Source organism: Streptococcus sp. HMSC077F03, from assembly GCF_001812375.1.
Classification (GTDB): Bacteria; Bacillota; Bacilli; order Lactobacillales; family Streptococcaceae; genus Streptococcus; species Streptococcus oralis_S.
This window is the reverse complement of the sequence record NZ_KV808797.1, coordinates 89,632-111,564: the sequence shown is the minus strand read 5'-3', so window position 1 is coordinate 111,564 and position 21,933 is coordinate 89,632. Positions and strand designations below refer to the sequence as shown.

21 protein-coding genes and 2 riboswitches are annotated in these 21,933 nt (G+C 39.7%); of the genes, 16 read left to right on the top strand and 5 right to left on the bottom strand.

Annotation, left to right across the window (positions count from 1 at the left end):
- Window positions 1–5 precede the first annotated feature (5 nt).
- A riboswitch (TPP riboswitch) is annotated at window positions 6–94 on the top strand.
- 157 nt (window positions 95–251) lie between these two features.
- Genes HMPREF2853_RS07745 through thiE form a run of 7 tightly spaced genes read left to right on the top strand, consistent with a single transcriptional unit; the run spans window position 252 to window position 5,509 of the window.
- Window positions 252–812 (top strand): ECF transporter S component, encoded by a 561-nt coding sequence (locus HMPREF2853_RS07745; RefSeq protein ID WP_000915272.1) that lies wholly within the window; start codon window positions 252–254, stop codon window positions 810–812.
- Window positions 813–2,198, top strand: coding sequence for an ATP-binding cassette domain-containing protein (locus HMPREF2853_RS07740; RefSeq protein ID WP_070535557.1), 1,386 nt, complete (start codon window positions 813–815; stop codon window positions 2,196–2,198).
- A gap of 1 nt (window position 2,199) precedes the next feature.
- Window positions 2,200–2,850 carry an energy-coupling factor transporter transmembrane component T gene (locus HMPREF2853_RS07735; protein ID WP_070535553.1) on the top strand — a complete coding sequence of 217 codons (651 nt, stop codon included), beginning with the start codon at window positions 2,200–2,202 and terminating at the stop codon, window positions 2,848–2,850.
- Between the two features lie 10 nt (window positions 2,851–2,860).
- Complete coding sequence (gene tenA / locus HMPREF2853_RS07730; RefSeq protein ID WP_070535550.1) at window positions 2,861–3,553, top strand: thiaminase II; 693 nt, start codon at window positions 2,861–2,863, stop codon at window positions 3,551–3,553.
- Window positions 3,554–3,556: 3 nt separating this feature from the next.
- Window positions 3,557–4,081, top strand: a complete 525-nt coding sequence (gene thiW, locus HMPREF2853_RS07725; protein WP_049504917.1) for an energy coupling factor transporter S component ThiW — start codon at window positions 3,557–3,559, stop codon at window positions 4,079–4,081.
- A complete protein-coding gene (locus HMPREF2853_RS07720; protein WP_070535547.1) occupies window positions 4,081–4,884 on the top strand; it encodes a hydroxyethylthiazole kinase in 804 nt (267 codons plus the stop codon). Before thiW ends, HMPREF2853_RS07720 begins: the two co-directional genes overlap by 1 nt.
- A complete protein-coding gene (gene thiE, locus HMPREF2853_RS07715; RefSeq protein ID WP_070535543.1) occupies window positions 4,877–5,509 on the top strand; it encodes a thiamine phosphate synthase in 633 nt (210 codons plus the stop codon). The genes HMPREF2853_RS07720 and thiE overlap by 8 nt, the downstream gene beginning before the upstream one ends.
- Window positions 5,510–5,555: 46 nt before the next feature.
- Here the strand turns inward: thiE and thiD are convergent, their stop codons facing one another.
- Window positions 5,556–6,347: a bifunctional hydroxymethylpyrimidine kinase/phosphomethylpyrimidine kinase gene (gene thiD, locus HMPREF2853_RS07710; RefSeq protein WP_070535537.1), complete on the bottom strand. Its 792-nt coding sequence runs from the start codon at window positions 6,345–6,347 to the stop codon at window positions 5,556–5,558.
- Between the two features lie 84 nt (window positions 6,348–6,431).
- Window positions 6,432–6,530, bottom strand: a riboswitch (TPP riboswitch).
- Window positions 6,531–6,713: 183 nt separating this feature from the next.
- Between thiD and HMPREF2853_RS07705 the strand changes: the two genes are divergently transcribed.
- The 5 genes from HMPREF2853_RS07705 (at window position 6,714) to HMPREF2853_RS07685 (ending at window position 12,137) form a co-directional block, all read left to right on the top strand.
- Entirely contained in the window at window positions 6,714–7,109 is a 396-nt protein-coding gene (locus HMPREF2853_RS07705; protein WP_070535535.1) for a CopY/TcrY family copper transport repressor, read from the top strand.
- Window positions 7,110–7,119: 10 nt separating this feature from the next.
- Entirely contained in the window at window positions 7,120–7,491 is a 372-nt protein-coding gene (locus HMPREF2853_RS07700; protein ID WP_000935069.1) for a cupredoxin domain-containing protein, read from the top strand.
- Window positions 7,492–7,500: 9 nt separating this feature from the next.
- Window positions 7,501–9,744 carry a heavy metal translocating P-type ATPase gene (locus HMPREF2853_RS07695; RefSeq protein WP_049500807.1) on the top strand — a complete coding sequence of 748 codons (2,244 nt, stop codon included), beginning with the start codon at window positions 7,501–7,503 and terminating at the stop codon, window positions 9,742–9,744.
- Between the two features lie 211 nt (window positions 9,745–9,955).
- Window positions 9,956–11,731: a pyruvate oxidase gene (gene spxB, locus HMPREF2853_RS07690; protein WP_000191819.1), complete on the top strand. Its 1,776-nt coding sequence runs from the start codon at window positions 9,956–9,958 to the stop codon at window positions 11,729–11,731.
- A gap of 58 nt (window positions 11,732–11,789) precedes the next feature.
- A complete protein-coding gene (locus HMPREF2853_RS07685; protein ID WP_001052638.1) occupies window positions 11,790–12,137 on the top strand; it encodes a VOC family protein in 348 nt (115 codons plus the stop codon).
- A gap of 165 nt (window positions 12,138–12,302) precedes the next feature.
- Here the strand turns inward: HMPREF2853_RS07685 and HMPREF2853_RS07680 are convergent, their stop codons facing one another.
- Window positions 12,303–12,647: a lipopolysaccharide assembly protein LapA domain-containing protein gene (locus HMPREF2853_RS07680; RefSeq protein ID WP_000913393.1), complete on the bottom strand. Its 345-nt coding sequence runs from the start codon at window positions 12,645–12,647 to the stop codon at window positions 12,303–12,305.
- Between the two features lie 325 nt (window positions 12,648–12,972).
- Here HMPREF2853_RS07680 and HMPREF2853_RS07675 point away from each other — a divergent pair, with 325 nt between their 5' ends.
- The 3 genes from HMPREF2853_RS07675 to manA all read left to right on the top strand — a co-directional run bounded on the left by HMPREF2853_RS07675 (window position 12,973) and on the right by manA (window position 17,634).
- On the top strand, window positions 12,973–13,233 hold the full coding sequence (locus tag HMPREF2853_RS07675) for a SemiSWEET family transporter (protein ID WP_001291475.1): 261 nt from the start codon (window positions 12,973–12,975) through the stop codon (window positions 13,231–13,233).
- A 479-nt stretch (window positions 13,234–13,712) separates the two neighbouring features.
- On the top strand, window positions 13,713–16,334 hold the full coding sequence (locus HMPREF2853_RS07670) for a TrlF family AAA-like ATPase (RefSeq protein WP_001079331.1): 2,622 nt from the start codon (window positions 13,713–13,715) through the stop codon (window positions 16,332–16,334).
- Window positions 16,335–16,689: 355 nt separating this feature from the next.
- Complete coding sequence (gene manA / locus HMPREF2853_RS07665; protein WP_070535532.1) at window positions 16,690–17,634, top strand: mannose-6-phosphate isomerase, class I; 945 nt, start codon at window positions 16,690–16,692, stop codon at window positions 17,632–17,634.
- 39 nt (window positions 17,635–17,673) lie between these two features.
- Here manA and HMPREF2853_RS07660 read toward each other — a convergent pair whose 3' ends face one another.
- Window positions 17,674–19,014, bottom strand: coding sequence for a sodium-dependent transporter (locus HMPREF2853_RS07660; protein WP_002881319.1), 1,341 nt, complete (start codon window positions 19,012–19,014; stop codon window positions 17,674–17,676).
- A gap of 366 nt (window positions 19,015–19,380) precedes the next feature.
- Between HMPREF2853_RS07660 and HMPREF2853_RS07655 the strand changes: the two genes are divergently transcribed.
- Window positions 19,381–20,121 (top strand): MerR family transcriptional regulator, encoded by a 741-nt coding sequence (locus HMPREF2853_RS07655; protein WP_000274773.1) that lies wholly within the window; start codon window positions 19,381–19,383, stop codon window positions 20,119–20,121.
- Window positions 20,122–20,165: 44 nt separating this feature from the next.
- On the opposite strand, the gene HMPREF2853_RS07650 is transcribed toward HMPREF2853_RS07655, so the two are convergent.
- Together HMPREF2853_RS07650 and HMPREF2853_RS07645 are read right to left on the bottom strand one after the other, a co-directional pair.
- Window positions 20,166–20,687 (bottom strand): DUF1697 domain-containing protein, encoded by a 522-nt coding sequence (locus HMPREF2853_RS07650; RefSeq protein ID WP_070535529.1) that lies wholly within the window; start codon window positions 20,685–20,687, stop codon window positions 20,166–20,168.
- Window positions 20,688–20,700: 13 nt separating this feature from the next.
- Window positions 20,701–21,882: an aminoacetone oxidase gene (locus HMPREF2853_RS07645; protein ID WP_070535528.1), complete on the bottom strand. Its 1,182-nt coding sequence runs from the start codon at window positions 21,880–21,882 to the stop codon at window positions 20,701–20,703.
- Between the last annotated feature and the right edge of the window lie 51 nt (window positions 21,883–21,933).

Below are 21,933 nucleotides of genomic sequence, written 5' to 3'. Positions count from 1 at the left end.
AATAATAAAGACATTTGGGGTGCTTTAGGCTGAGATGATACCCATTGAACCTGATACAGTTAATACTGGCGAAGGGAAATGTGAAAAGGTTTTTTCGTATGTCGAAAAGAACTGTCTAATCTTGTAAGGTAAACTCTAATTCTCGTTTGTAATTGGAGTTTTTTTGTTTATCAAAAGAGGATAGGCTGGACGTTAAGCCTTTCGGTAGCTCACCTTGAATGCCCCAATTTTCTTTAAAAAAGGAGTTTTTTATGTTGAAAAAATGGCAGTTAAAAGATGTTATCTTGCTTGCTTTCTTGTCTATCTTTTTTGGTGGTGTTTTTGTGGGTTCAGGCTATCTATTTGATATCCTCACCCTGATCTTGGCCCCTCTTGGTTTGCAGGCTTTTGCCAATGAAATCCTCTTTGGTCTCTGGTGTATGGCTGCGCCCATTGCGGCCATCTTTGTTCCAAGAGTCGGAAGTGCGACGATTGGAGAAGTGCTCGCTGCGCTTGCTGAAGTCCTTTATGGTAGCCAATTCGGTCTAGGCGCTCTGTTGTCAGGCTTGGTTCAAGGGTTGGGAAGTGAATTTGGTTTTCTTGTAACCAAGAATCGCTATGAAAGTTGGCTCTCTCTAACTGCTAATAGTATTGGGATTACGCTTTTTAGCTTTGTCTATGAATACATTAAGTTAGGTTACTACGCCTTTTCTCTTCCTTTTGTCCTGTCCTTGCTTGTGGTTCGCTTTATTTCTGTCTTTTTCTTCTGTACTATCTTGGTTCGTGCCATTGTCAAACTCTATCATCAGTTTGCGGCTGGAGGAAAGGCGTAGATGGGGCTGGAACTACGGGGGATTCAGTCTCCAATCTTCTCAGAGCCGATTGATTTTACTTTTCATGCGCAAGCCTTTACCTTGTTAGTTGGGAGCAGTGGTTCAGGAAAATCCAGCCTTTTTCAAGTCATTGCCCAAGTCAGTTCTCTTCCCTATAGTGGTCAAGTCCTGATAGATGGGAGCGAGGTCAGTCAGCTTTCTATCGTCGAACGTGTCCAGACGGTTGGCATTCTCTTTCAAAATCCCAATCATCAATTTACCATGGAGAACTTGTTTGAGGAGCTGATTTTTACCTTGGAGAATATCGGCCATCCCCTTCAAGAGATTGATGCTAAAATATCAGAGGTGGTTCGGCAATGTCGTTGCGAGCCAATTTTGCACCGTCCAATTCATCACTTATCAGGTGGGGAAAAGCAAAAGGCTGCTTTGGCTGTTCTCTTTGCTATGAATCCTAGGGTCTATCTCTTGGATGAGCCCTTCGCTTCCATTGACCGCAAGAGTAGGATAGAGATATTGGAGATTCTAAAAGAGTTGGTCTCTGATGGGAAGACAGTTATCCTGTGCGACCATGATTTAACGGACTATGAAGCCTATATCGACCATATGGTGGAGCTAAGAGATGGCCAACTAAGGGAAGTGTTTCAAATCCCTACCTCTGAGATGACACTGGTCGCTTCAAAGGAAGTTGCTTCTAGTCCAGAACGATTCCATATGGACCGTGTGACTTGTGAGCTGGATCATCGCCCCCTCTTTTCAATTGCTGATTTTACTTTCTACCAAGGAATTTCCTGTATCTTGGGTGACAATGGTGTCGGGAAATCAACCCTCTTTCGCTCCATTCTTCAATTTCAAAAGTATAGAGGGCGCATTACTTGGAAGGGTTCGGTCCTGAAAAAGAAAAAGAGTTTGTATCGTGATCTGACGGGAGTTGTTCAGGAAGCTGAAAAGCAATTTATCCGAGTCAATCTGCGAGAGGAACTGCAATTAGATAGTCCAGACTCTGAAAGAAATCAGCGGATTCTGCAAGCTTTACGATATTTTAATCTGGAGCTGGCGCTTGATAAGAGTCCCTATCAATTAAGTGGTGGCCAACAAAAGATTCTTCAGCTATTGACCATCTTGACCAGTAAGGCTTCTGTGATCTTACTAGATGAGCCATTTGCTGGTTTGGATGATAGAGCCTGCCATTATTTTTGTCAGTGGATGTTGGAGGATAGAAATCAGGGAAGAAGTTTTTTGATCATTAGCCATCGTTTAGATCCTTTGATTTCTGTGGTTGATTATTGGATAGAGATGACGAGAGAGGGTCTCAGCCATCTTCAAGAAGTGACCATCAGCAAACCACTCCCATCTCTGAATAATGATACTCTAGGGGAGGTGAGGTAGTATGATCAAAGTAGCAACCCAGACACCGATACTCAGCCTCTTCTTTCTAATTTTATCCTTGGAAACATCTTTCCTTCCTTCGATTGCTCTTAATCTTTCTGTAGTCGCATTTTGCATCCTCTTTATGCTCTACTACCGTCGATTTAAGATGTTGGCTTGGATGCTTGTGCTCGCCATTTTGCCATCCTTTGCTAACTATTGGGCAGTTCAGTTACATGGGGATGCTTCGCAGGCAGTGATGCTTGGAACGAGAGCCTTTGTGACGGTTTGTATAGGCCTTGTCTTTGTTTCCTCTATTTCCCTAAAAGAGCTTCTCTTGTACTTGGCTCAAAAGGGCCTATCACGGTCTTGGGCCTATGCCTTGATAGTGGTATTCAATTCTTTTCCCCTCATTCAGCAGGAAATCAGGTCTCTCAAGGAAGCTTGCTTATTGCGTGGCCAAAAACTGCATGTTTGGTCGCCCTTGATTTACAGTAAGGTTCTGATGACAGTCTTTAGATGGCGCCATCTTTACCTGAGAGCTCTATCTGCGCACGGATATGACGAGCATGCACAATTGGAGAATAGTTATCGGACTTTTTATATTTCTCAGAGGACAAAATTGATTTACCTGCTTTTCTTTTTATTGCTTCAAACCAGTTTATTTCTATAAAGGAGTTATTATGGAATTTACAGATATTGCGATGGAATTATCCAAGGAAGCTTGGCAGGCTTCCTTTCAGCATCCCTTTGTTTTACAGTTACAAGAGGGAAATTTAGAACCTTCTATTTTCCGCTATTACCTGATTCAGGATGCTTATTACCTGAAGTCTTTTTCAGAAGCCTATCACCTCTTGGCTGATAAGACTTCAAACGAGGATATGAAAAGACTCTTGAAACAAAATGCTCAGAGTCTAGTGGAGGGTGAATTATTTATCCGCCAACAATTTTTCAAGGAATTAAGAATCAGCGACCAGGAAATAGACGAGCAACCGATTGCTCCAACCTGTTATCATTACATTTCGCATATTTATCGACAGTTTGCAGAGCCAAACTTGGGCATTGCTTTTGCTAGTTTGCTCCCATGTCCTTGGTTATACCATGATTTGGGCAAGGCACTTAATCGCAAACCATCCCCGAATCCTCTTTATCAACAGTGGATTGAAACCTATATCACCGATGAGTTAGAACAGCAGATTAAAGAGGAAGAAGCCCTGGTCAATCAGCTCTATCGAGAAAGCGACGAGACGGACAAACAAAAAATGCTAGAGGCTTTCCACCGAAGTGTCCACATGGAAGCCAAGTTTTGGGAGATGGCTTACCAACATCAAACATGGACGAGTGATTTGCAGTCCTTAGAAAAAGAGAAGAAATAGAAAATGAGAAACCACCAACTTCAAGTTCACAAATTAACTATTTTATCCATGATGATTGCCCTTGACGTAGTTCTTACACCCATCTTTCGAATTGAAGGAATGGCACCGATGTCCAGTGTAGTCAACATTCTTGCAGGAATCTTGATGGGTCCTGTTTATGCCTTAGTCATGGCTACAGTCACAGCCTTTATCCGTATGTCAACTCAGGGGATTCCTCCTTTGGCCCTCACAGGAGCTACTTTCGGAGCTCTCCTTGCAGGTCTCTTTTATAAGTACGGTCGGAAATTTCACTTTTCTGCCCTAGGAGAGATTTTGGGAACAGGGATTATCGGTTCCATTGTTTCCTATCCTGTCATGGTTCTCTTTACTGGATCTGCGGCCAAGCTCAGCTGGTTTATCTACACTCCTCGATTTTTCGGAGCAACCTTGATCGGTACAGCCATAGCTTTTCTTGCCTTTCGATTTTTAATCAAGCAGGAATTCTTTAAAAAAGTACAAGGATATTTCTTTGGTGAAAGGATAGACTGATGCAGAAATTGACAAATCCTTTCCCTCTAGCAACCAGTTCCTTGATTCACTGTATTACCAATGAGATTTCTTGTGAGATGCTGGCTAATGGCATTTTGGCTCTGGGATCTAAACCTGTCATGGCAGATGATCCCCGTGAGGTCCTTGATTTTACCAAACAAAGCCAAGCTCTCTTCATCAATTTGGGGCATTTGTCAGCTGAGAAGGAGAAAGCAATCCGTATGGCAGCTACTTATGCAGCTCAAGCTTGTCTCCCAATGGTAGTAGATGCAGTTGGCGTAGCGGCTTCCCCCATTCGTAAGGATCTAGTCAGAGATCTTTTAGAATACAAGCCCACGGTCCTTAAAGGAAATATGTCTGAAATCCGAAGTCTTGTTGGCTTAAAACACCATGGAGTTGGAGTTGATGCGAGTGCTAAAGATCAAGAAACGGAGGATTTGCTTCAAGTTTTGAAAGACTGGTGTCAGATCTATCCTGGTATGTCATTCTTAGTCACTGGCCCCAAGGACCTCATCGTTTCGGAAAATCAAGTTGCTGTATTAGGAAATGGCTGTGCAGAATTAGACTGGATAACAGGGACAGGAGACTTAGTTGGAGCCTTGACAGCCGTTTTTCTTAGCCAAGGAATGACTGCCTTTGAAGCTTCTTGTCTAGCGGTCTCTTATCTCAATATCGCTGCTGAGAGAATAGTTGTTCAAGGAATGGGATTGGAAGATTTTCGTTACCAAGTTCTCAATCAACTCTCTCTCCTAAAAAGAGATGAAAACTGGCTAGAAGCCATCAAAGGAGACTTTTATGAATAGAGAAGTACTTAAACTGTATCTAGTAACCAATCGCTACCAAGATTCCTTGGAAAACTTTCTTGAAAAGGTCGAGACGGCCTGTCGTTCAGGTGTTACTATCATACAGCTACGAGAAAAAAATCTCACAACCAATCAATACTATCAACTGGCAAAACAAGTCAAGGAAATAACAGATGCCTACCAGGTGCCCTTGATCATCGATGATCGGTTGGATGTCTGTCTTGCAGTCAATGCAGCAGGTCTGCATATCGGCGACGATGAACTACCAGTTTCGGTTGCCCGCAAAGTCCTAGGTCCTGAAAAAATCCTCGGTGTCACTGCTAAAACAGTTAAAAGAGCTCTCGAAGCAGAAACATCCGGTGCGGATTACTTGGGAACAGGAGCCATTTTCCCGACAACTACTAAAGAAAATGCACCTATCACCTTGATTTCAACCTTGAAAACAATTTGCCAAACGGTCGCCATTCCAGTAGTTGCTATTGGAGGCTTGACGTCAGAGAATATTGACCAGCTTATCGGAACGGGTATAGCTGGAGTAGCTGTTGTACGTGATCTGATGCAGGCAGAAGATATAGAGGCAAAAACGCAAGCTTTTTTAGCAAAGCTGGATGACATGATTTCCTAATCAAAAACTCTCTAGTTCCCTTAAAGTGGGAACTAGAGAGTTTTTCTTAATCTTTAAAACTTGTATGGTTGACTGGGCCAGAACCATGACCGAGTTGAGGAGCGTCTTGGATGGCTTTTGTGATAAAGGCCTTGGCCTTATCGACTGCTTGATAGAGGGTTTTTCCCTTGGCTAGTTCAGCCGTAATCACAGCAGCAAAAGTACATCCAGTACCATGGGTATGACAGGTTTGAATTCGAGGACTTTCCCAGACAAATTGCTCCTCCTTGGTAAAGAGGAAATCCTTAGCACCACCTTCAAGATGACCACCTTTGATAACTACAGACTGAGGACCAAATTCTTTTATAATCAGGCGACCGGCACGTTGCATGTCTTCTGGATCATGGATTGAAAAACCAACAATCTCTTCTGCCTCAGGAAGATTGGGGGTGATGATGGTAGCAAGGGGAAGCAAGTTTGTTTTTAGGTAGCTTCTCGCACTAGTATCTATCAGGGTGTCCCCACTTGTAGCGACCATAACAGGGTCCAGCACATAGGGACAATCCAGCTTTTTAAGGTAGGGTTGGATGATCTCCATGATTTCAGTAGTTGCCAACATCCCAGTTTTTACAGCCTGAGGCTTGATATCCGAAAAGACACTTTCCAATTGAGCTTCCAGCATTTGGTTGGAGACGTGCTCGATTAATTGAACGCCTCTTGTATTTTGAGCGACAAGACTGGTCACAACTGCCATTCCATAGACATCTCTAGCTTGGAACGACTTTAAGTCAGCCATAATGCCAGCACCGCCACTGGGGTCTGTCCCAGCAATGGTCAGAGCAACGGGTAAATAAGTCATCTAAAACCTCCCAACCAACTGAAGTTTGTATTCTTAAGAACAAGCTAGTCTGTTTCAGGAAAGTAATAGAAGACCAGCTAGTCCTCATTATCATTTCCACTTCCATCAGCCAGCATTACCTAGATTGAGTCAAAGGGACCTAACAGTCGTTAATCTCAGCTTTACGCACCCCTAGTGGTTGTTTTCTTTTTTCTTCAGTATATCATATTTTTATAGTTTATATAGTAAAATTTGACTGCAAATCTCTCGTTACATGATTAGAATTCTATATTTCGAAAAAATAATAAAAATTATAGTTGACAAATGTAGATTTTCGGAGTATACTAATAACTGTAATCGACAAATGTAGATTTAGGAGGTGTGATTATGCAGATTTCAGATGCAGAATGGCAGGTCATGAAGATTATTTGGATGCAAGGAGAGCAGACCAGTACGGATTTGATCAGGGTTCTGGCGGAGCGGTTCGACTGGTCCAAGTCGACCATTCAAACTCTTTTGGCTCGTTTGGTTGAGAAAGAGTGTCTGACAAGGAAAAAAGAAGGCAAGTTCTTTGTCTATTCAGCCCTTTTAACTCTAGACCAAAGCCGAGACTTGCTTGTCCAAGATATCAAGGACAAGGTTTGTTCTCGTAGGATTAAGAACTTGTTGGCTGATTTGATTGCTGAATGTGATTTTACTCAGGCTGACTTGGAAGACTTAGAAGCTGTGATTTCTGAGAAGAAATCAAGCGCTGTAACAGAAGTAAGATGTAATTGTATGTAAAGGAGACGTCATGTTAAATAGTATTGTAACCATTATTTGTATTGCCCTTATCGCGTTTATCTTGATTTGGTTTTTCAAAAAGCCTGAAAAATCTGGACAAAAGGCTCAGCAAAAAAAGGGCTACCAAGAGATTCGAGTGGAAGTCAAAGGGGGATATACACCTGAGTTGATTATTCTTAAGAAATCAGTGCCAGCCCGTATTGTCTTTGACCGTAAGGACCCTTCACCCTGCCTAGATCAGATTGTTTTCCCAGATTTTGGAGTGCATGCGGACTTGCCTATGGGCGAAGAGTATGTAGTGGAAATCACGCCTGAGCAGGCTGGAGAGTATGGTTTCTCTTGTGGCATGAATATGATGCACGGTAAGATGATTGTAGAATAGGAGAATGATATGACTGAAATTATAAAAGCAAATCTTGAAAATGGTGTTCAAAAAATCCGTATCACGGCAGACAAAGGCTACCATCCAGCCCACATTCAACTGCAAAAAGGAGTTCCTGCTGAGATCACCTTTCACCGTGTGACACCTTCAAACTGTTATAAGGAAATTCTGTTTGAAGAAGAAGGCATCTTAGAACCAATCGGCGTAGACGAAGAGAAAGTCATTCGTTTTACACCTCAAGAATTAGGTCAACATGAATTTTCTTGTGGTATGAAGATGCAAAAGGGAAGTTATACCGTAGTTGAGAAGACTCGAAAATCTCTATCACTTTTACAGCGTTTTTGGATTACTAGTATCTTTACTGTGCCTCTTGTAATCCTCATGATTGGAATGTCGACAGGAGGAATTAGTCACCAAGTCATGCGTTGGGGCACCTTTTTAGCCACAACACCGATTATGCTAGTAGCAGGTGGTCCTTATATCCAAAGTGCTTGGGCTAGTTTTAAAAAGCACAATGCCAACATGGATACCTTGGTTGCTCTGGGAACCCTAGTGGCCTATCTCTATAGCCTAGTTGCCCTCTTTACTGGACTTCCTGTTTACTTTGAAAGTGCTGGTTTTATCCTCTTCTTCGTTCTTTTGGGAGCAGTTTTTGAGGAAAAAATGCGAAAAAATACTTCCCAAGCTGTGGAGAAATTACTTGACTTGCAGGCTAAAACTGCAGAAGTCTTGCGTGATGATAGCTATGTTCAAGTCCCCTTGGAGCAAGTCAAGGCAGGTGACCTGATTCGAGTGCGTCCCGGTGAAAAGATTGCGGTTGATGGGGTCGTAGTAGAAGGTATCTCTAGTATTGATGAGTCTATGGTGACAGGTGAGAGTCTGCCTGTGGACAAGACAGTTGGAGATACTGTCATTGGCTCCACCATCAATAATAGTGGAACACTTGTTTTTAGGGCAGAAAAAGTTGGTTCAGAGACAGTTTTGGCTCAGATTGTGGACTTTGTGAAGAAAGCCCAGACCAGCCGAGCACCAATTCAGGATTTGACGGATAAGATTTCAGGGATTTTTGTACCAGCGGTTGTCATTTTAGGGATTGTGACCTTTTGGGTATGGTTTGTCTTGTTCAGGGATAGTGTAGTCGTGCTTGGAGCGAGCTTTGTCTCTTCTCTTCTCTATGGGGTGGCTGTTTTGATTATCGCTTGTCCTTGTGCACTAGGACTTGCAACACCAACGGCCCTTATGGTGGGGACAGGTCGCAGTGCCAAGATGGGGGTTCTCCTCAAAAATGGAACGGTTCTACAGGAAATCCAAAAAGTTCAAACTATTGTCTTTGATAAGACTGGGACTTTGACGGAAGGGAAACCTGTGGTAACAGATATCATCGGCGACGAAGTAGAAGTGCTTGGATTGGCAGCCTCCTTGGAAGAAGCTTCCCAACACCCACTGGCTGAGGCCATTGTCAAGCGAGCGAGTGAAGCTGGACTTGAGATTCAAACTGTGGAAAATTTCCAAGCCTTGCACGGAAAAGGTGTCTCAGGGCAAATCAATGGAAAACAAGTTCTGCTTGGAAATGCTAAAATGCTGGATGGCATGAACATTTCTAGCACTTATCAAGAAAAACTAGAAGAACTAGAAAAAGAAGCTAAGACAGTTGTCTACTTGGCTGTTGACAATGAAATCAAAGGCTTGCTTGCCCTGCAAGATATTCCCAAGGAAAATGCCAAGTTAGCCATCAGTCAGCTGAAAAAACGTGGACTTAAAACAGTCATGCTGACAGGGGATAATGCTGGCGTGGCGCGTGCTATTGCCGATCAGATCGGAATCGAAGAGGTCATTGCAGGTGTCTTGCCAGAAGAAAAAGCCCATGAAATCCATAAACTACAATCAGCTGGAAAAGTAGCCTTTGTTGGTGATGGTATCAATGACGCTCCTGCCCTCAGTGTAGCGGATGTCGGGATTGCTATGGGAGCTGGAACAGATATTGCCATCGAGTCAGCAGATTTGGTGTTGACAACTAATAACCTTCTAGGAGTGGTTCGTGCCTTTGACATGAGTAAGAAAACCTTTAATCGAATTCTGCTCAACCTCTTCTGGGCCTTTATCTACAATGTCGCCGGCATTCCGATTGCAGCAGGAGTCTTTTCAGGAATTGGTCTCGTTCTCAATCCAGAACTGGCTGGTCTAGCCATGGCCTTTAGTTCTGTATCTGTTCTGACTAGTTCACTCTTACTAAACTTTAGTAAAATAGACTAAAAGCGAGCTTGCTCGCTTTTTATTATAAAACAGTTCTGAAAAACGTTTTCAAACTGTACTGTAATAGAGAATGAAATCTTCTGAGCAGATTCTTAGTAAACTAAAAATAAATGTGATAAATTAGTAGTGTAAAAATTTACTGAAACGTTTTCAAAAACTATATGAAACCTTTTTTAGTAGATTTAAAAATATTTGAAGGAGAGTTATCATTATGACTCAAGGGAAAATTACTGCATCTGCAGCAATGCTCAACGTATTGAAAACATGGGGCGTAGACACCATCTACGGTATCCCATCAGGAACACTCAGCTCATTGATGGACGCTTTGGCTGAAGACAAAGATATCCGCTTCTTGCAAGTTCGCCACGAAGAAACAGGTGCTCTTGCAGCGGTTATGCAAGCTAAATTCGGTGGCTCAATCGGAGTTGCAGTTGGTTCAGGTGGTCCAGGTGCGACTCACTTGATTAACGGTGTTTACGATGCAGCTATGGATAACACTCCATTCCTTGCTATCCTTGGATCACGTCCTGTTAACGAACTTAACATGGATGCCTTCCAAGAATTGAACCAAAACCCAATGTACAACGGTATCGCTGTCTACAACAAACGTGTAGCTTACGCTGAGCAATTGCCAAAAGTAATCGACGAAGCTTGCCGTGCTGCAGTTTCTAAAAAAGGTCCAGCTGTTGTTGAAATCCCAGTAAACTTCGGTTTCCAAGAAATCGATGAAAACTCATACTACGGTTCAGGTTCGTACGAACGTTCATTCATCGCTCCTGCCTTGAACGAAGTTGAAATCGACAAAGCTGTTGAAATCTTGAACAATGCTGAACGTCCAGTTATCTATGCTGGTTACGGTGGTGTTAAAGCTGGTGAAGTGATTACTGAATTGTCACGTAAAATCAAAGCACCAATCATCACAACTGGTAAAAACTTTGAAGCCTTTGAATGGAACTATGAAGGTTTGACAGGTTCTGCTTACCGTGTTGGTTGGAAGCCAGCCAACGAAGTGGTCTTTGAAGCAGACACAGTTCTTTTCCTTGGTTCAAACTTCCCATTTGCTGAAGTTTACCAAGCATTCAAGAATACTGAAAAATTCATCCAAGTGGATATCGACCCTTACAAACTTGGTAAACGTCATGCCCTAGACGCTTCAATCCTTGGTGATGCAGGTCAAGCAGCTAAAGCTATCCTTGACAAAGTGAACCCAGTTGAATCTACTCCATGGTGGCGTGCAAACGTTAAGAACAACCAAAACTGGCGTGATTACATGAACAAAATCGAAGGTAAAACTGAGGGTGAATTGCAATTGTATCAAGTTTACAATGCAATCAACAAACATGCTGATCAAGACGCTATCTACTCAATCGACGTAGGTGACACTACTCAAACATCTACTCGTCACCTTCACATGACACCTAAGAACATGTGGCGTACATCTCCACTCTTTGCGACAATGGGTATTGCCCTTCCTGGTGGTATCGCTGCTAAGAAAGACAATCCAGATCGCCAAGTATGGAACATCATGGGTGACGGTGCATTCAACATGTGCTACCCAGACGTTATCACAAACGTTCAATACGACCTTCCAGTTATCAACGTTGTCTTCTCAAATGGTAAATATGCCTTCATCAAGGACAAATACGAAGACACAAACAAACACTTGTTTGGTTGTGACTTCCCTAATGCTGACTATGCGAAAATCGCTGAAGCTCAAGGTGCTGTAGGATTTACAGTTGACCGTATCGAAGACATCGATGCAGTTGTTGCAGAAGCCGTTAAACTCAACAAAGAAGGTAAAACTGTTGTGATCGATGCTCGCATCACTCCACACCGTCCACTTCCAGTAGAAGTACTTGAATTGGATCCAAAACTTCACTCAGAAGAAGCAATCAAAGACTTCAAGGAAAAATACGAAGCAGAAGAACTCGTACCATTCCGCCTCTTCTTGGAAGAAGAAGGATTGCAATCACGCGCAATTAAATAATTCCTTCGTGGAACTTAAAAAGATCGGAGCAATCCGGTCTTTTTCTGGAGGATAGTAAATGAATTTAAATCAATTAGATATTATCGTTTCAGATGTTCCCCAAGTCTGTGCTGACTTGGAGCGTATTTTGGATAAAAAGCCCGATTATGTTGATGACAGTTTTGCTCAGTTTACGATTGGCAGTCACTGTCTGATGTTGTCCCAAAATCATTTGATTCCTTTGGAAGATTTTCAGTCAGGAATCATTCTTCATATCGAGGTTGAGGATGTAGACCAGAATTACCAACGGTTGAAAGAACTTGGTATCCAGGTTTTAAACGGACCAACTGTAACCGATTGGGGAACAGAGTCCTTATTAGTTAAAGGGCCTGCTGGTCTAGTGATTGATTTTTATCGTATGAAGTAGGTAATTCTATTATCAAATTTTTTATCTAAACATTCTTGGAGTGAAACTTAAAAAGATCGGAGCAATTCGATCTTTTTTGTATTTATGCGACTTTCAGTCCGTCTCGCTCCGTTAGGTGCGAGACAAAAAACCACCCGTTTTCACGGGTGGTTATGATTTCTACACTTATTGTTTGGCTTCCTGTTTTAATTGTTGCACCTGTTCCTCGTACTGGACAAGCTCCCTGTCTTTTATATTGATAGTCGCTTCTGCTTCAGCAATGCGGCTTCTCAGATCTTGAGTCTTGTTATGGTGATAGCTAATACCAATAGCACTACCAGCAATGATCCCGATTACTAGACAAGTAAAAATCACCAAAATCAAGGGAGCAGATAGTTGTGTAAAGACAAGACTGACAGTTACTGTTTGACGATTGAGTAGACCAAATGAGATCACAATGACTAATAAGCTCAAACCGCCAATTAGATAAGCCTTATCTTTCAGTGACAATTCATTAAATTTTTTTAGCATAAGTTCCTTTTCTCCTGACTATGTTGATAGAAAACTACACACCATTTAGGTATTAACAAAATTCATTTTACTAGAAAATTTCGATACTGTCAATAATTTCTAACGGCTTATTTACCATCAATCAATCGATTCATTGAAAAGGAGTATTCATTTTCTAATATTTGATTGAGTAAACAGAACGGAGCAATTCGGTCTTTTTTCTGTTCCCTCTTTCTTATAACAAGATTGTGATAGTTTATATCTTTATAACAAAAGTTTTAAAGACTTGATTGTTTTGAAAAAAGATTATAAAATATGATTCATAAAAATGAAAGAGGTTTTGAAAATGTCTGAAAAACAAATGAAAGTTTTGGGTTGGGTAGCGACCTTCATGTCTGTTATGATGTACGTCTCTTACTTCCCGCAAATTATGAACAACCTGGCTGGTCAAAAAGGGAACTTTATCCAGCCCTTGGTTGCAGCCATCAACTGTAGTCTCTGGGTTTACTACGGTCTTTTCAAGAAAGAAAGAGATATTCCCCTTGCGGCTGCTAATGCGCCAGGTATCATTTTTGGTCTGGTAACGGCTATCACAGCTTTGATTTAAAAAGAAGACTGGTTTGAACTGCACCCCAAAAGTTAGATTTTTTCTGTCCAACTTTTTGGGGGCAGTACATATTGCATCCTTTTTAAATTTTTAGTGGATTAGATAAATACATAAAATTTTAGGTCATAAATTTTTCTACAATATAATTATATTTCTTAGTAAGAATTTCTTTTGTTTCAATGGCATTAAGTATTTTGTATAACAACATTCTCTTGCATTGAAGCATATTATGGTTATTGTGATATAAAAAATCCATTTCGCTTCTTTTACTTTTGTAAAACATTTTTCATTCTTCGTTCTAAATTTAAGTATTCCATAAAAGTTTAAAATTCTGTTAAAATTTCAAAAAAACTATGACGAATTAAGAGTAAGTTTTATTTTTATTATGTTATAATATAATAAAGGTAATGTTTTTTCAAAACAGTCTTAGTTACTTTATAATACAGTCAATAGCTTTAGCATATGAAAGGATAGTTTAAATGAATAGAGGTTCTGAATTTAGAAAATGGGATTTGCATATACATTCACCATATACAGTGTTAAATAATCAATTTAGTAAATTTGAAGATGGAAGTCCAGATATTGAAAGTTTTATTCAAAAAATTAAGGATGAGGATATTTCAGCAATTGGTTTAACTAATTACTTTAATTTTACCGATGACGATTTTAATTTAAAAACAAGACTTGAAGAGAACGGTATTGTAACTTTTCTTAATTTAGAAGTGAGATTATCTAATATAAATAAATCTGACCAGTTATTTGATTATCACATCATTTTTGATAATACATTAGATGATGGTATTATTAAGAATTTATTAGGGGAATTAAAGGCAAATATTGGTGCAACTGAGAAAGCATTCAATAGATTAAGTAATAAAGAGATTGAGTCTTCTGCTCATGTTGATTTCAAAAGTTTAAATCAAATATTAGAACGGAATACAGAATTAAATGGAAACTATTTAAAAGGATTTCTCTCGAGAGGGCATGGTAGTGCTACTAGTGATTCTGATTCCAAAAATAAGGCTGTTTATGAACAGATTTGTGTGAATTCAGATTTTATTATTCATTCTAGTTGTAATGATTCTTCGACTTGCCAAGACCCCAAATGCAAACATATGAATATAATATCTGACCGAGAATATTGGTTGCATAAATCTGATTATGTTAGACCTCTTTTACAATCTTCTGATTCGCACTCTTTAGAAGGGATTGGAACGAAGTATAGTTGGATTAAAGCAGATTTGACTTTTGAAGGTTTGAAGCAAATAATCTTTGAGCCAGAACATCGGATATGTGTAGGAATAGGAAAACCAGTTCGAACTGATAATGAGCTAATTATTGATAGAATTGAATATGATGGAGATACCATACTTTTATCAGATAATTTAAATACGATTATTGGTGGTAGATCAACTGGAAAATCCACCTTATTAAATTCAATTGCCTATAAACTTAATGATAGTGAATCTAAAAATAAATATACGTATAAAGATATGGAAAACTTTCATGTGTTCTGGAAAGATAGGGAAGAGGATGATACTAGAAAAATACAATACCTACCTCAAGAACATATGATTCAACTAGCGAATAATACTGAAAAGTTAAATTTTCTTGTTAATGAAATTATTCAATCTAAAGGATTGGATGAAAATATTAAAAGTTATCAACAAAGTCATAATAAAATAGATATCGCAATTAAGGGACTTTTAAATGAATTTAAAGAAAATCTTCAACGTCAACAAAATCTCGTAAAACCAGAATTTGATAAAAAAGCTACTAACAAAAGGATTATTGAACTTCATAAAAAACGAGATGAATTGTTATCCGCAGTAGATATTGATGATGAAGAGAAGAAAAAATTTGAGATAGATAACTCTACTATTAAGAAGTTACAAGGTGAAATAAATCGGCTTGAAAAAGATTTTGTATTTATTGATAATTTATTTATTCCTAATATTGCAGCATATTCCAAATCTAATTCTGCACTTGAACATAGTGACGAAATAAGAGATATAATTAATAGTGCTGTTGAGGATATTAATCAAAAAGTACAACAAACATTTGAAGACAAAATTAATATTCTTAAGCAGAGATTAGATGATCAAATTTATGAAACTAAGAATAAAATTGGTTTAATTAGAGATACACCAGATTTTAAAAAGTTTTTATCTTACTTACAAGATAATAATGAGTTGTCATTTATAGAAGAGAACATAAAGCAAGAAACTACCATATTGAAAAAAATTGAAAGTTACGAACAAGAGATATCCAACCTTAAAACTGAAAACGATCAATTAAAACAAAATATTATTAATCAGTATAGAGAGTATTCAAAAATTCGAAAAGAATTACTTACTTCGTTCGATATATCTGAAAGTGATTTAAAAATTACTGTAGATTTTTACCTCAAGGATTTGGAGCTAGAGTTTGACTACATTAATGCTCAAGGACGTTCAAAAGCAGAATTTATTGAGAAATTAAATTTTGAGTTTGATTCAATGATTGATACTATATTTGAGGATAATTCTTTAAAATTTAATGGAAACAAAACCACATTAGACCATATCGAAAAGTTTTTCACTACTGATTTTTACTCTTATAAATTTGATATTGAATATCAGAATGATAAGTTTGAACAGATGTCACCAGGTAAAAAGGCTTTCGTTGTATTAAAACTGATTTTAGATTTTTCTAATAGTCGGGTTCCTGTATTGATTGACCAGCCAGAGGATAGTTTAGATAATAGAGCTATTTACCATGAGTTGACAGCATATATTAAGCAGAGAAAATTAAAAAGGCAAATTATTATTGTCACACATAATCCTAATATCGTCGTATCAGGTGATTGTGAAAATGTTATTGTAGCAAATCAACATTCAGAAAATAATCCTAATCCCCATAACAAAGTTTTTGCTTATAAAAATGGAGCTTTAGAGAATCAGATAAAAGAACCTGACAGTAATTTTATTTTAAACAAAAAATGTATAAAAGAACATGTTTGTGAAATTTTAGAAGGGGGGATTGAAGCATTTAAGAGACGAGAAGATAAATATGGTATTAAAATAGATAATCTAAATTCTCCAAAGGTAATTCAAGAATAGAAATAAGAAAGTTTGAGTTTTGATTAATGATATCTTAAAACTATTGATATATGACCCTAAAAAACCGAAACAATCTTTCGTCGAAAGACCATTAAAACCTGATCGTTATGTATGGCTGTCTATGTGTTTTGTCTACTTGCTTGTTTTCGTGATGATTATGTTAGCTTTTTTCATCATGTTCGTTCTTCCAAATCTTATGAAAGAATAGCTTCTTTTAGATTTATCAAAAGTATGAAAACCATATCGTTACTATTTTTATAAAATCTTCTCCCTACTTTATTAGATAGTAAAAAGAGTTCAATTCGAACTCTTTTTTTGCTATAATGAGGGGAGAAAAATCAGACAGGAGATCAAGATGTCAGAACCGTTATTTTTAAATTCTGTAATGCAAGAAAAAATCTGGGGTGGGACTAAACTACGTGATGAGTTTGGTTACGACATTCCTAGTGAAAAAATCGGAGAATACTGGGCTATTTCAGCCCACCCAAATGGAGTTTCAAAGGTCGCTAATGGGCACTACGAGGGAACAGACCTAGCTACTTTGTATGCAGAACACCGTGAATTGTTTGGCAACCGTCCAGAACCTGTATTTCCACTCTTGACCAAGATTCTGGATGCCAACGACTGGCTCAGTGTCCAAGTTCACCCAGACGATGCCTATGGACTAGAACATGAAGGCGAGCTCGGAAAAACAGAGTGCTGGTACATCATCGCAGCAGACGAAGGTTCAGAGATTATCTACGGTCACAATGCCAAATCAAAAGAAGAACTCCGCCAGCAAATTGAGGACAAGAACTGGGATGCCTTGCTGACAAAAGTACCAGTTAAAGCTGGAGATTTCTTCTATGTACCAAGTGGTACCATGCACGCTATTGGGGCGGGTATCTTGATTCTTGAAACCCAGCAGTCTAGCGATACCACCTACCGTGTCTATGACTTTGACCGTAAGGATGACAAGGGCAACTTGCGTGAACTTCACCTTGAAAAATCCATCGATGTTTTGAACATTGGTGAGCCTGCTAATAGCCGTCCAGTAACTGTCAAAGCTGATGATTTGCGTTCCACTCTCCTTGTATCCAATGATTTCTTTGCGGTTTACAAATGGGAAATCACTGGAAAAGTTGACTTTAAAAAGACAGCAGACTACAGTTTGTTTAGTGTCTTAGCTGGTCAGGGTTACCTGACTGTTGACGGGAAAAACTATCCAATCCAAAAAGGCAGCCACTTTATCCTACCAAGTGATGTTGAAGCTTGGACCTTGGAAGGGCAAGGTTTGGAATTGATTGTTAGCCATCCATAAAAAGAAAGGGCCTGAGTTTACTACTCAAGTCCTTTTTGATTACATAAATTGGGCGATAAAGACCACGATGATGATGATTGGAATGATAAAACGAAGAAGGAAAAGCCAAACTTGGAAAAGTCCTTGTTCCCATGTTCTTTCATCGAGATGGAGTTCCTCCTTAGCAAGAGCCTTTTTAAAGATATAGCCTGTAAAAAGTGAAAGGCAGAGGGCTCCAAATGGCATGAGGAGATTGGAAACCAAGAAGTCCATAGCGTCAAAGAAGGTCTTCCCAAAAATGTGAACATTCGCCATGACCCCATGGGATAGAGCTGAAGGAATTCCAAAGATAAAGGTCAAGATCCCTAAAATAGTGCTCCACTTGGCACGCTTGCGGTTGTCCTGGTTGGTGATATTGCCCACATTGATTTCCAGCATCACGACAGAGGAAGTAACCGTCGCAAAGAGGAAGAGCAAGAGGAAAAGAATGTAGAAAATGGTTCCAAAAGGCATCTTGTCAAAGAGTTGAGGCAAGACGATAAAGAGCAGGCTTGGTCCCCCTTCTGACTGAATATTGAAGGCTGACATGGCTGGAAAAATGGCTAGACCAGCCATGATGGATACTGAGATATTCATGGCTACGATGGAAATCCCTGACTGGACCAGATTGGTTTTCTTGTCCAAGTAGGATGCATAGGTCAGCATGGCTGTAACCCCTAGTGAGAGGGCAAAGAAAGATTGTCCCAGAGCATAAAGGAGACCAGCGCTAGTTAGTTTTGAGAAGTCTGGTTTGAGGAAGTAGAGAACGCCTTCCATGGCATTTGGTAAGCTGAGAGAGCGTCCAATAATCACAACAAAGATGATAAAGAGCAGGGGCATCATGACTTTCGAAGCTCTTTCAATCCCTTTTTGAACCCCACGTGATACAATAAAGATATTCAATAAGATAAAGGCTGCTTGAGCTCCTAGGGCAATGGCTGGATTTGAAATGATTGAAGTAAATAACTGAGCATAATCACCCGTACCGCCAAGCTGGAACAATTTTCCAAACTCAATACCTAGATAGACTAAAATCCATCCTCCGATAACACTGTAAAAGGAGAGGAGGATAAAGAGGGCAAAGGCACCAATCCAACCGATAAAGTTGTACTTGTTATTGTTACCAAGTTTTCCAAAGGTTTTGATAGCGGAAACGCCAGCGCTACGGCCAAGGGCAAACTCAGCCAGCAGGAGCGGGAAACCGATTAAAATAGTGGAAATGAGAAAGACCAGTAAAAAGCCTCCCCCGCCATTAGCGGCAGTCATGTAGGGAAATTTCCAAACGGCTCCAAGTCCGATGGCTGAACCAGCAGATGCTAGGATAAAGCCTAGTTTCGAGCCCCATTGCGATTTTTCTGACATAGTTGAAACTCCAATCTTGTTTTTTAAAATAAGAAAAGGCTACTTGAGTTGTCAAATAGCCTTCTCTCAATGGCTTTTTATGAGCTTTCTGTTTGATTGATAGACTTGACTATCCTATCATGTTTTCTAAGGTCTGTCAAGAAAACCATTTTCAAGTTTTCACACCTTTCTCAAAAAGTTAAAAATTTTTCGCAAAAACGCTTGGCTCTGACCTAAGGGGAGGGGTTATACTATCAATGTAATACTCTTCGAAAATCTCTTCAAACCACGTCAGCTTTATCTGCAACCTCAAAGCTGTACTTTGAGCAACCTGCGGCTAGCTTCCTAGTTTGCTCTTTGATTTTCATTGAGTATAAGGAGGAAATCATGTACCATATAAAAGAAGCTGCGCAGCTTTCAGGTGTCTCTGTCAAGACTCTGCACCACTACGATAAGATAGGGCTCTTGGTTCCCTTAAAGTCGGAAAACGGCTATCGAACCTATAGTCAAGAGGATTTGGAACGACTTCAGGTCATTCTGTATTACAAATATCTAGGCTTTTCTTTAGAAAAAATAGCAGAGCTGTTAAAGGAAGAAAGGAAAGATTTATTGCCTCATTTGACTAGGCAGTTGGACTATCTAACTCGAGAAAGGCAACATCTGGATACCTTGATTTCCACCTTGCAAAAAACCATTCAAGAACAAAAAGGAGAAAGAAAAATGACCATTGAGGAAAAATTCACTGGATTTAGCTATCAAGACAATCAAAAATACCACCAAGAAGCGGTAGAGAAATATGGTCAAGAAGTTATGGACCAAGCGCTTGAACGCCAGAAAGGTCACGAAGATGAGGCTACGGCTGCCTTTAACCAAGTTTTTCAAGTTTTGGCTCAAAACCTTCAAGCTGGTCTGCTTGCAACAGCGGCCGAAAACCAAGAGCAAGCAGCCAAACTATTGCAAGCTATTCGTACTTATGGATTTGACTGCTCTATTGAAGTATTCGGCCATATCGGTAAAGGCTACGTTTACAACCCAGAGTTTAAGGAAAACATTGACAAGTTTGGACCTGGTACAGCTCAATACACATCAGATGTTATTGCTGCTTACGTTCGGACACAGACAAAATAAAAATCAGCGGAGTTACCTCTGCTGATTTTTTCTGGTTTCAAGTACTATTTGGTTAATAGTTTTTCAACTACGTTTAACTTTCGCATGGTCAGATCCAGGCCAAACAATTTTTCAAGATAGTTGGTATTGAGCTTTTTTTGTTTTGCAGTTCTAGGGAGATAGAGGTAGAGACAGTGATCACCTACACAAATTTCTTCTTCACCGTAGTCAGCTTTCAATTTTTCTACTGGCAGACTTTGGATAAATCCCTGATAAAAAATCACATGTATACGATCGTAAAGATAGTCTTCTCTAAATGGATTCTCATGAACAATCTTTTCAAAATCGTTCTTATTCTTGATAACCATTTTTAAGTCGGCCCCAATTTTTTCCTTTATCAGAGTATGAACGCGTTCTCGTATTTCTTCTAAATCTAAGTCACTTTCAAGAATGATATTCCCACTTTGAATATAGGTTCGAACGTGTTGAAAACCAGCTTCTGTCAGAATATCTACCAAATAAGACATTTTCGGGATAGCATTCTTTCCATTAGGAGTAACACCTCTTAGTAAAATAATATGTTCCAAAGGACTTCCTTTCTTATTTGGTATTTATTGGATTTGAGCCTGCCACCCAGCCGGTGCAGAGGGCAGAAGTGATGTTAAAGCCACCCGTATGGGCATTGATATCCAGTACCTCACCAGCAAAGTGGAGCCCAGGAACGAGTTTGCTTTCCAGAGTTTTGGGATTGATTTCCTTGAGACTGACACCGCCTTTGGTGACAAAGGACTTGGCAAGAGACATTTTGCCAGTTAAAGGGATTTTGAGAGCCTTGATGGACTGGAGTAGTTGCTCGCGTTCTTTCTCAGTCAGCTGTTTAACTTTTTCAGGATAGCCTTGCACCAAAAATTCTGCCAAGCGTTCTGGCAACAAAGTTTTTAAAGCATTTTTCAAGGATTTTTCCCGATTTTCTTCTAGAAATGCCACCAAGTCCTTCTCAGAAAGTTGAGATAAGACATCTAGCGAGAGAACCTCTCCACCCTTGACAAAGCTGGACATACGCAGTGCAGCAGGACCGGATAGACCAAAGTGGGTAAAGAGCAGATCGTGAGTGATGACATGCTTCCCATAGCTTAAGGTCACATCGTCTAGTGAAATCCCTTGAAGCGCTTTGTGTGGAAAATCAGTCAACAAAGGACTCTCAGCAGCTTCAAGCTCAGTAATGGTATGTTTAAAATGGCGAGCAATCTCGTGACCAAAACCAGTCGAACCAGTCGAAGGATAAGACTTACCACCTGTTGTAACAATGAGTTTATTACAAGTGAAGGTTTGGTCTGCGGACTTAAGGACAAACTGGTCGTCTATCTTTTTAACCGAAACAATTTCTGTTTGAGTAGCAACTTGACCACCGAGTTCAGTGATTTTCTTTTCTAGTGTCTCGATAATAGTCCGAGACTTATCACTAGCAGGAAAGACGCGTCCGTGGTCCTCGACCTTAAGTTTAACACCATTTTCCGTAAAAAAGTTTATGATATCATGGTTATCAAACTGGGAGAAGACACTGTAAAGAAACCGCCCGTTACCAGGGATTCCAGCTAATAGGTCATCTAAGGTTCCATTGTTGGTCACATTACAACGACCACCGCCCGTTCCAGCTAATTTTTTGCCAAGTTTTCGATTTTTTTCGATGAGAAGAGTTTTCTGACCATAAAAGCTACTGGAAATGGTAGCCATCATGCCAGCAGGCCCTCCACCGATGACAATAGTATCAAAATGTTTCATAGCTCTATTGTACCACAAAAAACAAGAGATGCTTGGCATCTCTTGTTGCTC

Coding starts and splice junctions, on each gene's coding strand:
- HMPREF2853_RS07745 (WP_000915272.1), top strand. CDS start 252: ATGTTGAAAAAATGGCAGTTAAAAGATGTTATCTTGCTTGCTTTCTTG.
- HMPREF2853_RS07740 (WP_070535557.1), top strand. CDS start 813: ATGGGGCTGGAACTACGGGGGATTCAGTCTCCAATCTTCTCAGAGCCG.
- HMPREF2853_RS07735 (WP_070535553.1), top strand. CDS start 2,200: ATGATCAAAGTAGCAACCCAGACACCGATACTCAGCCTCTTCTTTCTA.
- tenA (WP_070535550.1), top strand. CDS start 2,861: ATGGAATTTACAGATATTGCGATGGAATTATCCAAGGAAGCTTGGCAG.
- thiW (WP_049504917.1), top strand. CDS start 3,557: ATGAGAAACCACCAACTTCAAGTTCACAAATTAACTATTTTATCCATG.
- HMPREF2853_RS07720 (WP_070535547.1), top strand. CDS start 4,081: ATGCAGAAATTGACAAATCCTTTCCCTCTAGCAACCAGTTCCTTGATT.
- thiE (WP_070535543.1), top strand. CDS start 4,877: ATGAATAGAGAAGTACTTAAACTGTATCTAGTAACCAATCGCTACCAA.
- thiD (WP_070535537.1), bottom strand. CDS start 6,347: ATGACTTATTTACCCGTTGCTCTGACCATTGCTGGGACAGACCCCAGT.
- HMPREF2853_RS07705 (WP_070535535.1), top strand. CDS start 6,714: ATGCAGATTTCAGATGCAGAATGGCAGGTCATGAAGATTATTTGGATG.
- HMPREF2853_RS07700 (WP_000935069.1), top strand. CDS start 7,120: ATGTTAAATAGTATTGTAACCATTATTTGTATTGCCCTTATCGCGTTT.
- HMPREF2853_RS07695 (WP_049500807.1), top strand. CDS start 7,501: ATGACTGAAATTATAAAAGCAAATCTTGAAAATGGTGTTCAAAAAATC.
- spxB (WP_000191819.1), top strand. CDS start 9,956: ATGACTCAAGGGAAAATTACTGCATCTGCAGCAATGCTCAACGTATTG.
- HMPREF2853_RS07685 (WP_001052638.1), top strand. CDS start 11,790: ATGAATTTAAATCAATTAGATATTATCGTTTCAGATGTTCCCCAAGTC.
- HMPREF2853_RS07680 (WP_000913393.1), bottom strand. CDS start 12,647: ATGCTAAAAAAATTTAATGAATTGTCACTGAAAGATAAGGCTTATCTA.
- HMPREF2853_RS07675 (WP_001291475.1), top strand. CDS start 12,973: ATGTCTGAAAAACAAATGAAAGTTTTGGGTTGGGTAGCGACCTTCATG.
- HMPREF2853_RS07670 (WP_001079331.1), top strand. CDS start 13,713: ATGAATAGAGGTTCTGAATTTAGAAAATGGGATTTGCATATACATTCA.
- manA (WP_070535532.1), top strand. CDS start 16,690: ATGTCAGAACCGTTATTTTTAAATTCTGTAATGCAAGAAAAAATCTGG.
- HMPREF2853_RS07660 (WP_002881319.1), bottom strand. CDS start 19,014: ATGTCAGAAAAATCGCAATGGGGCTCGAAACTAGGCTTTATCCTAGCA.
- HMPREF2853_RS07655 (WP_000274773.1), top strand. CDS start 19,381: ATGTACCATATAAAAGAAGCTGCGCAGCTTTCAGGTGTCTCTGTCAAG.
- HMPREF2853_RS07645 (WP_070535528.1), bottom strand. CDS start 21,882: ATGAAACATTTTGATACTATTGTCATCGGTGGAGGGCCTGCTGGCATG.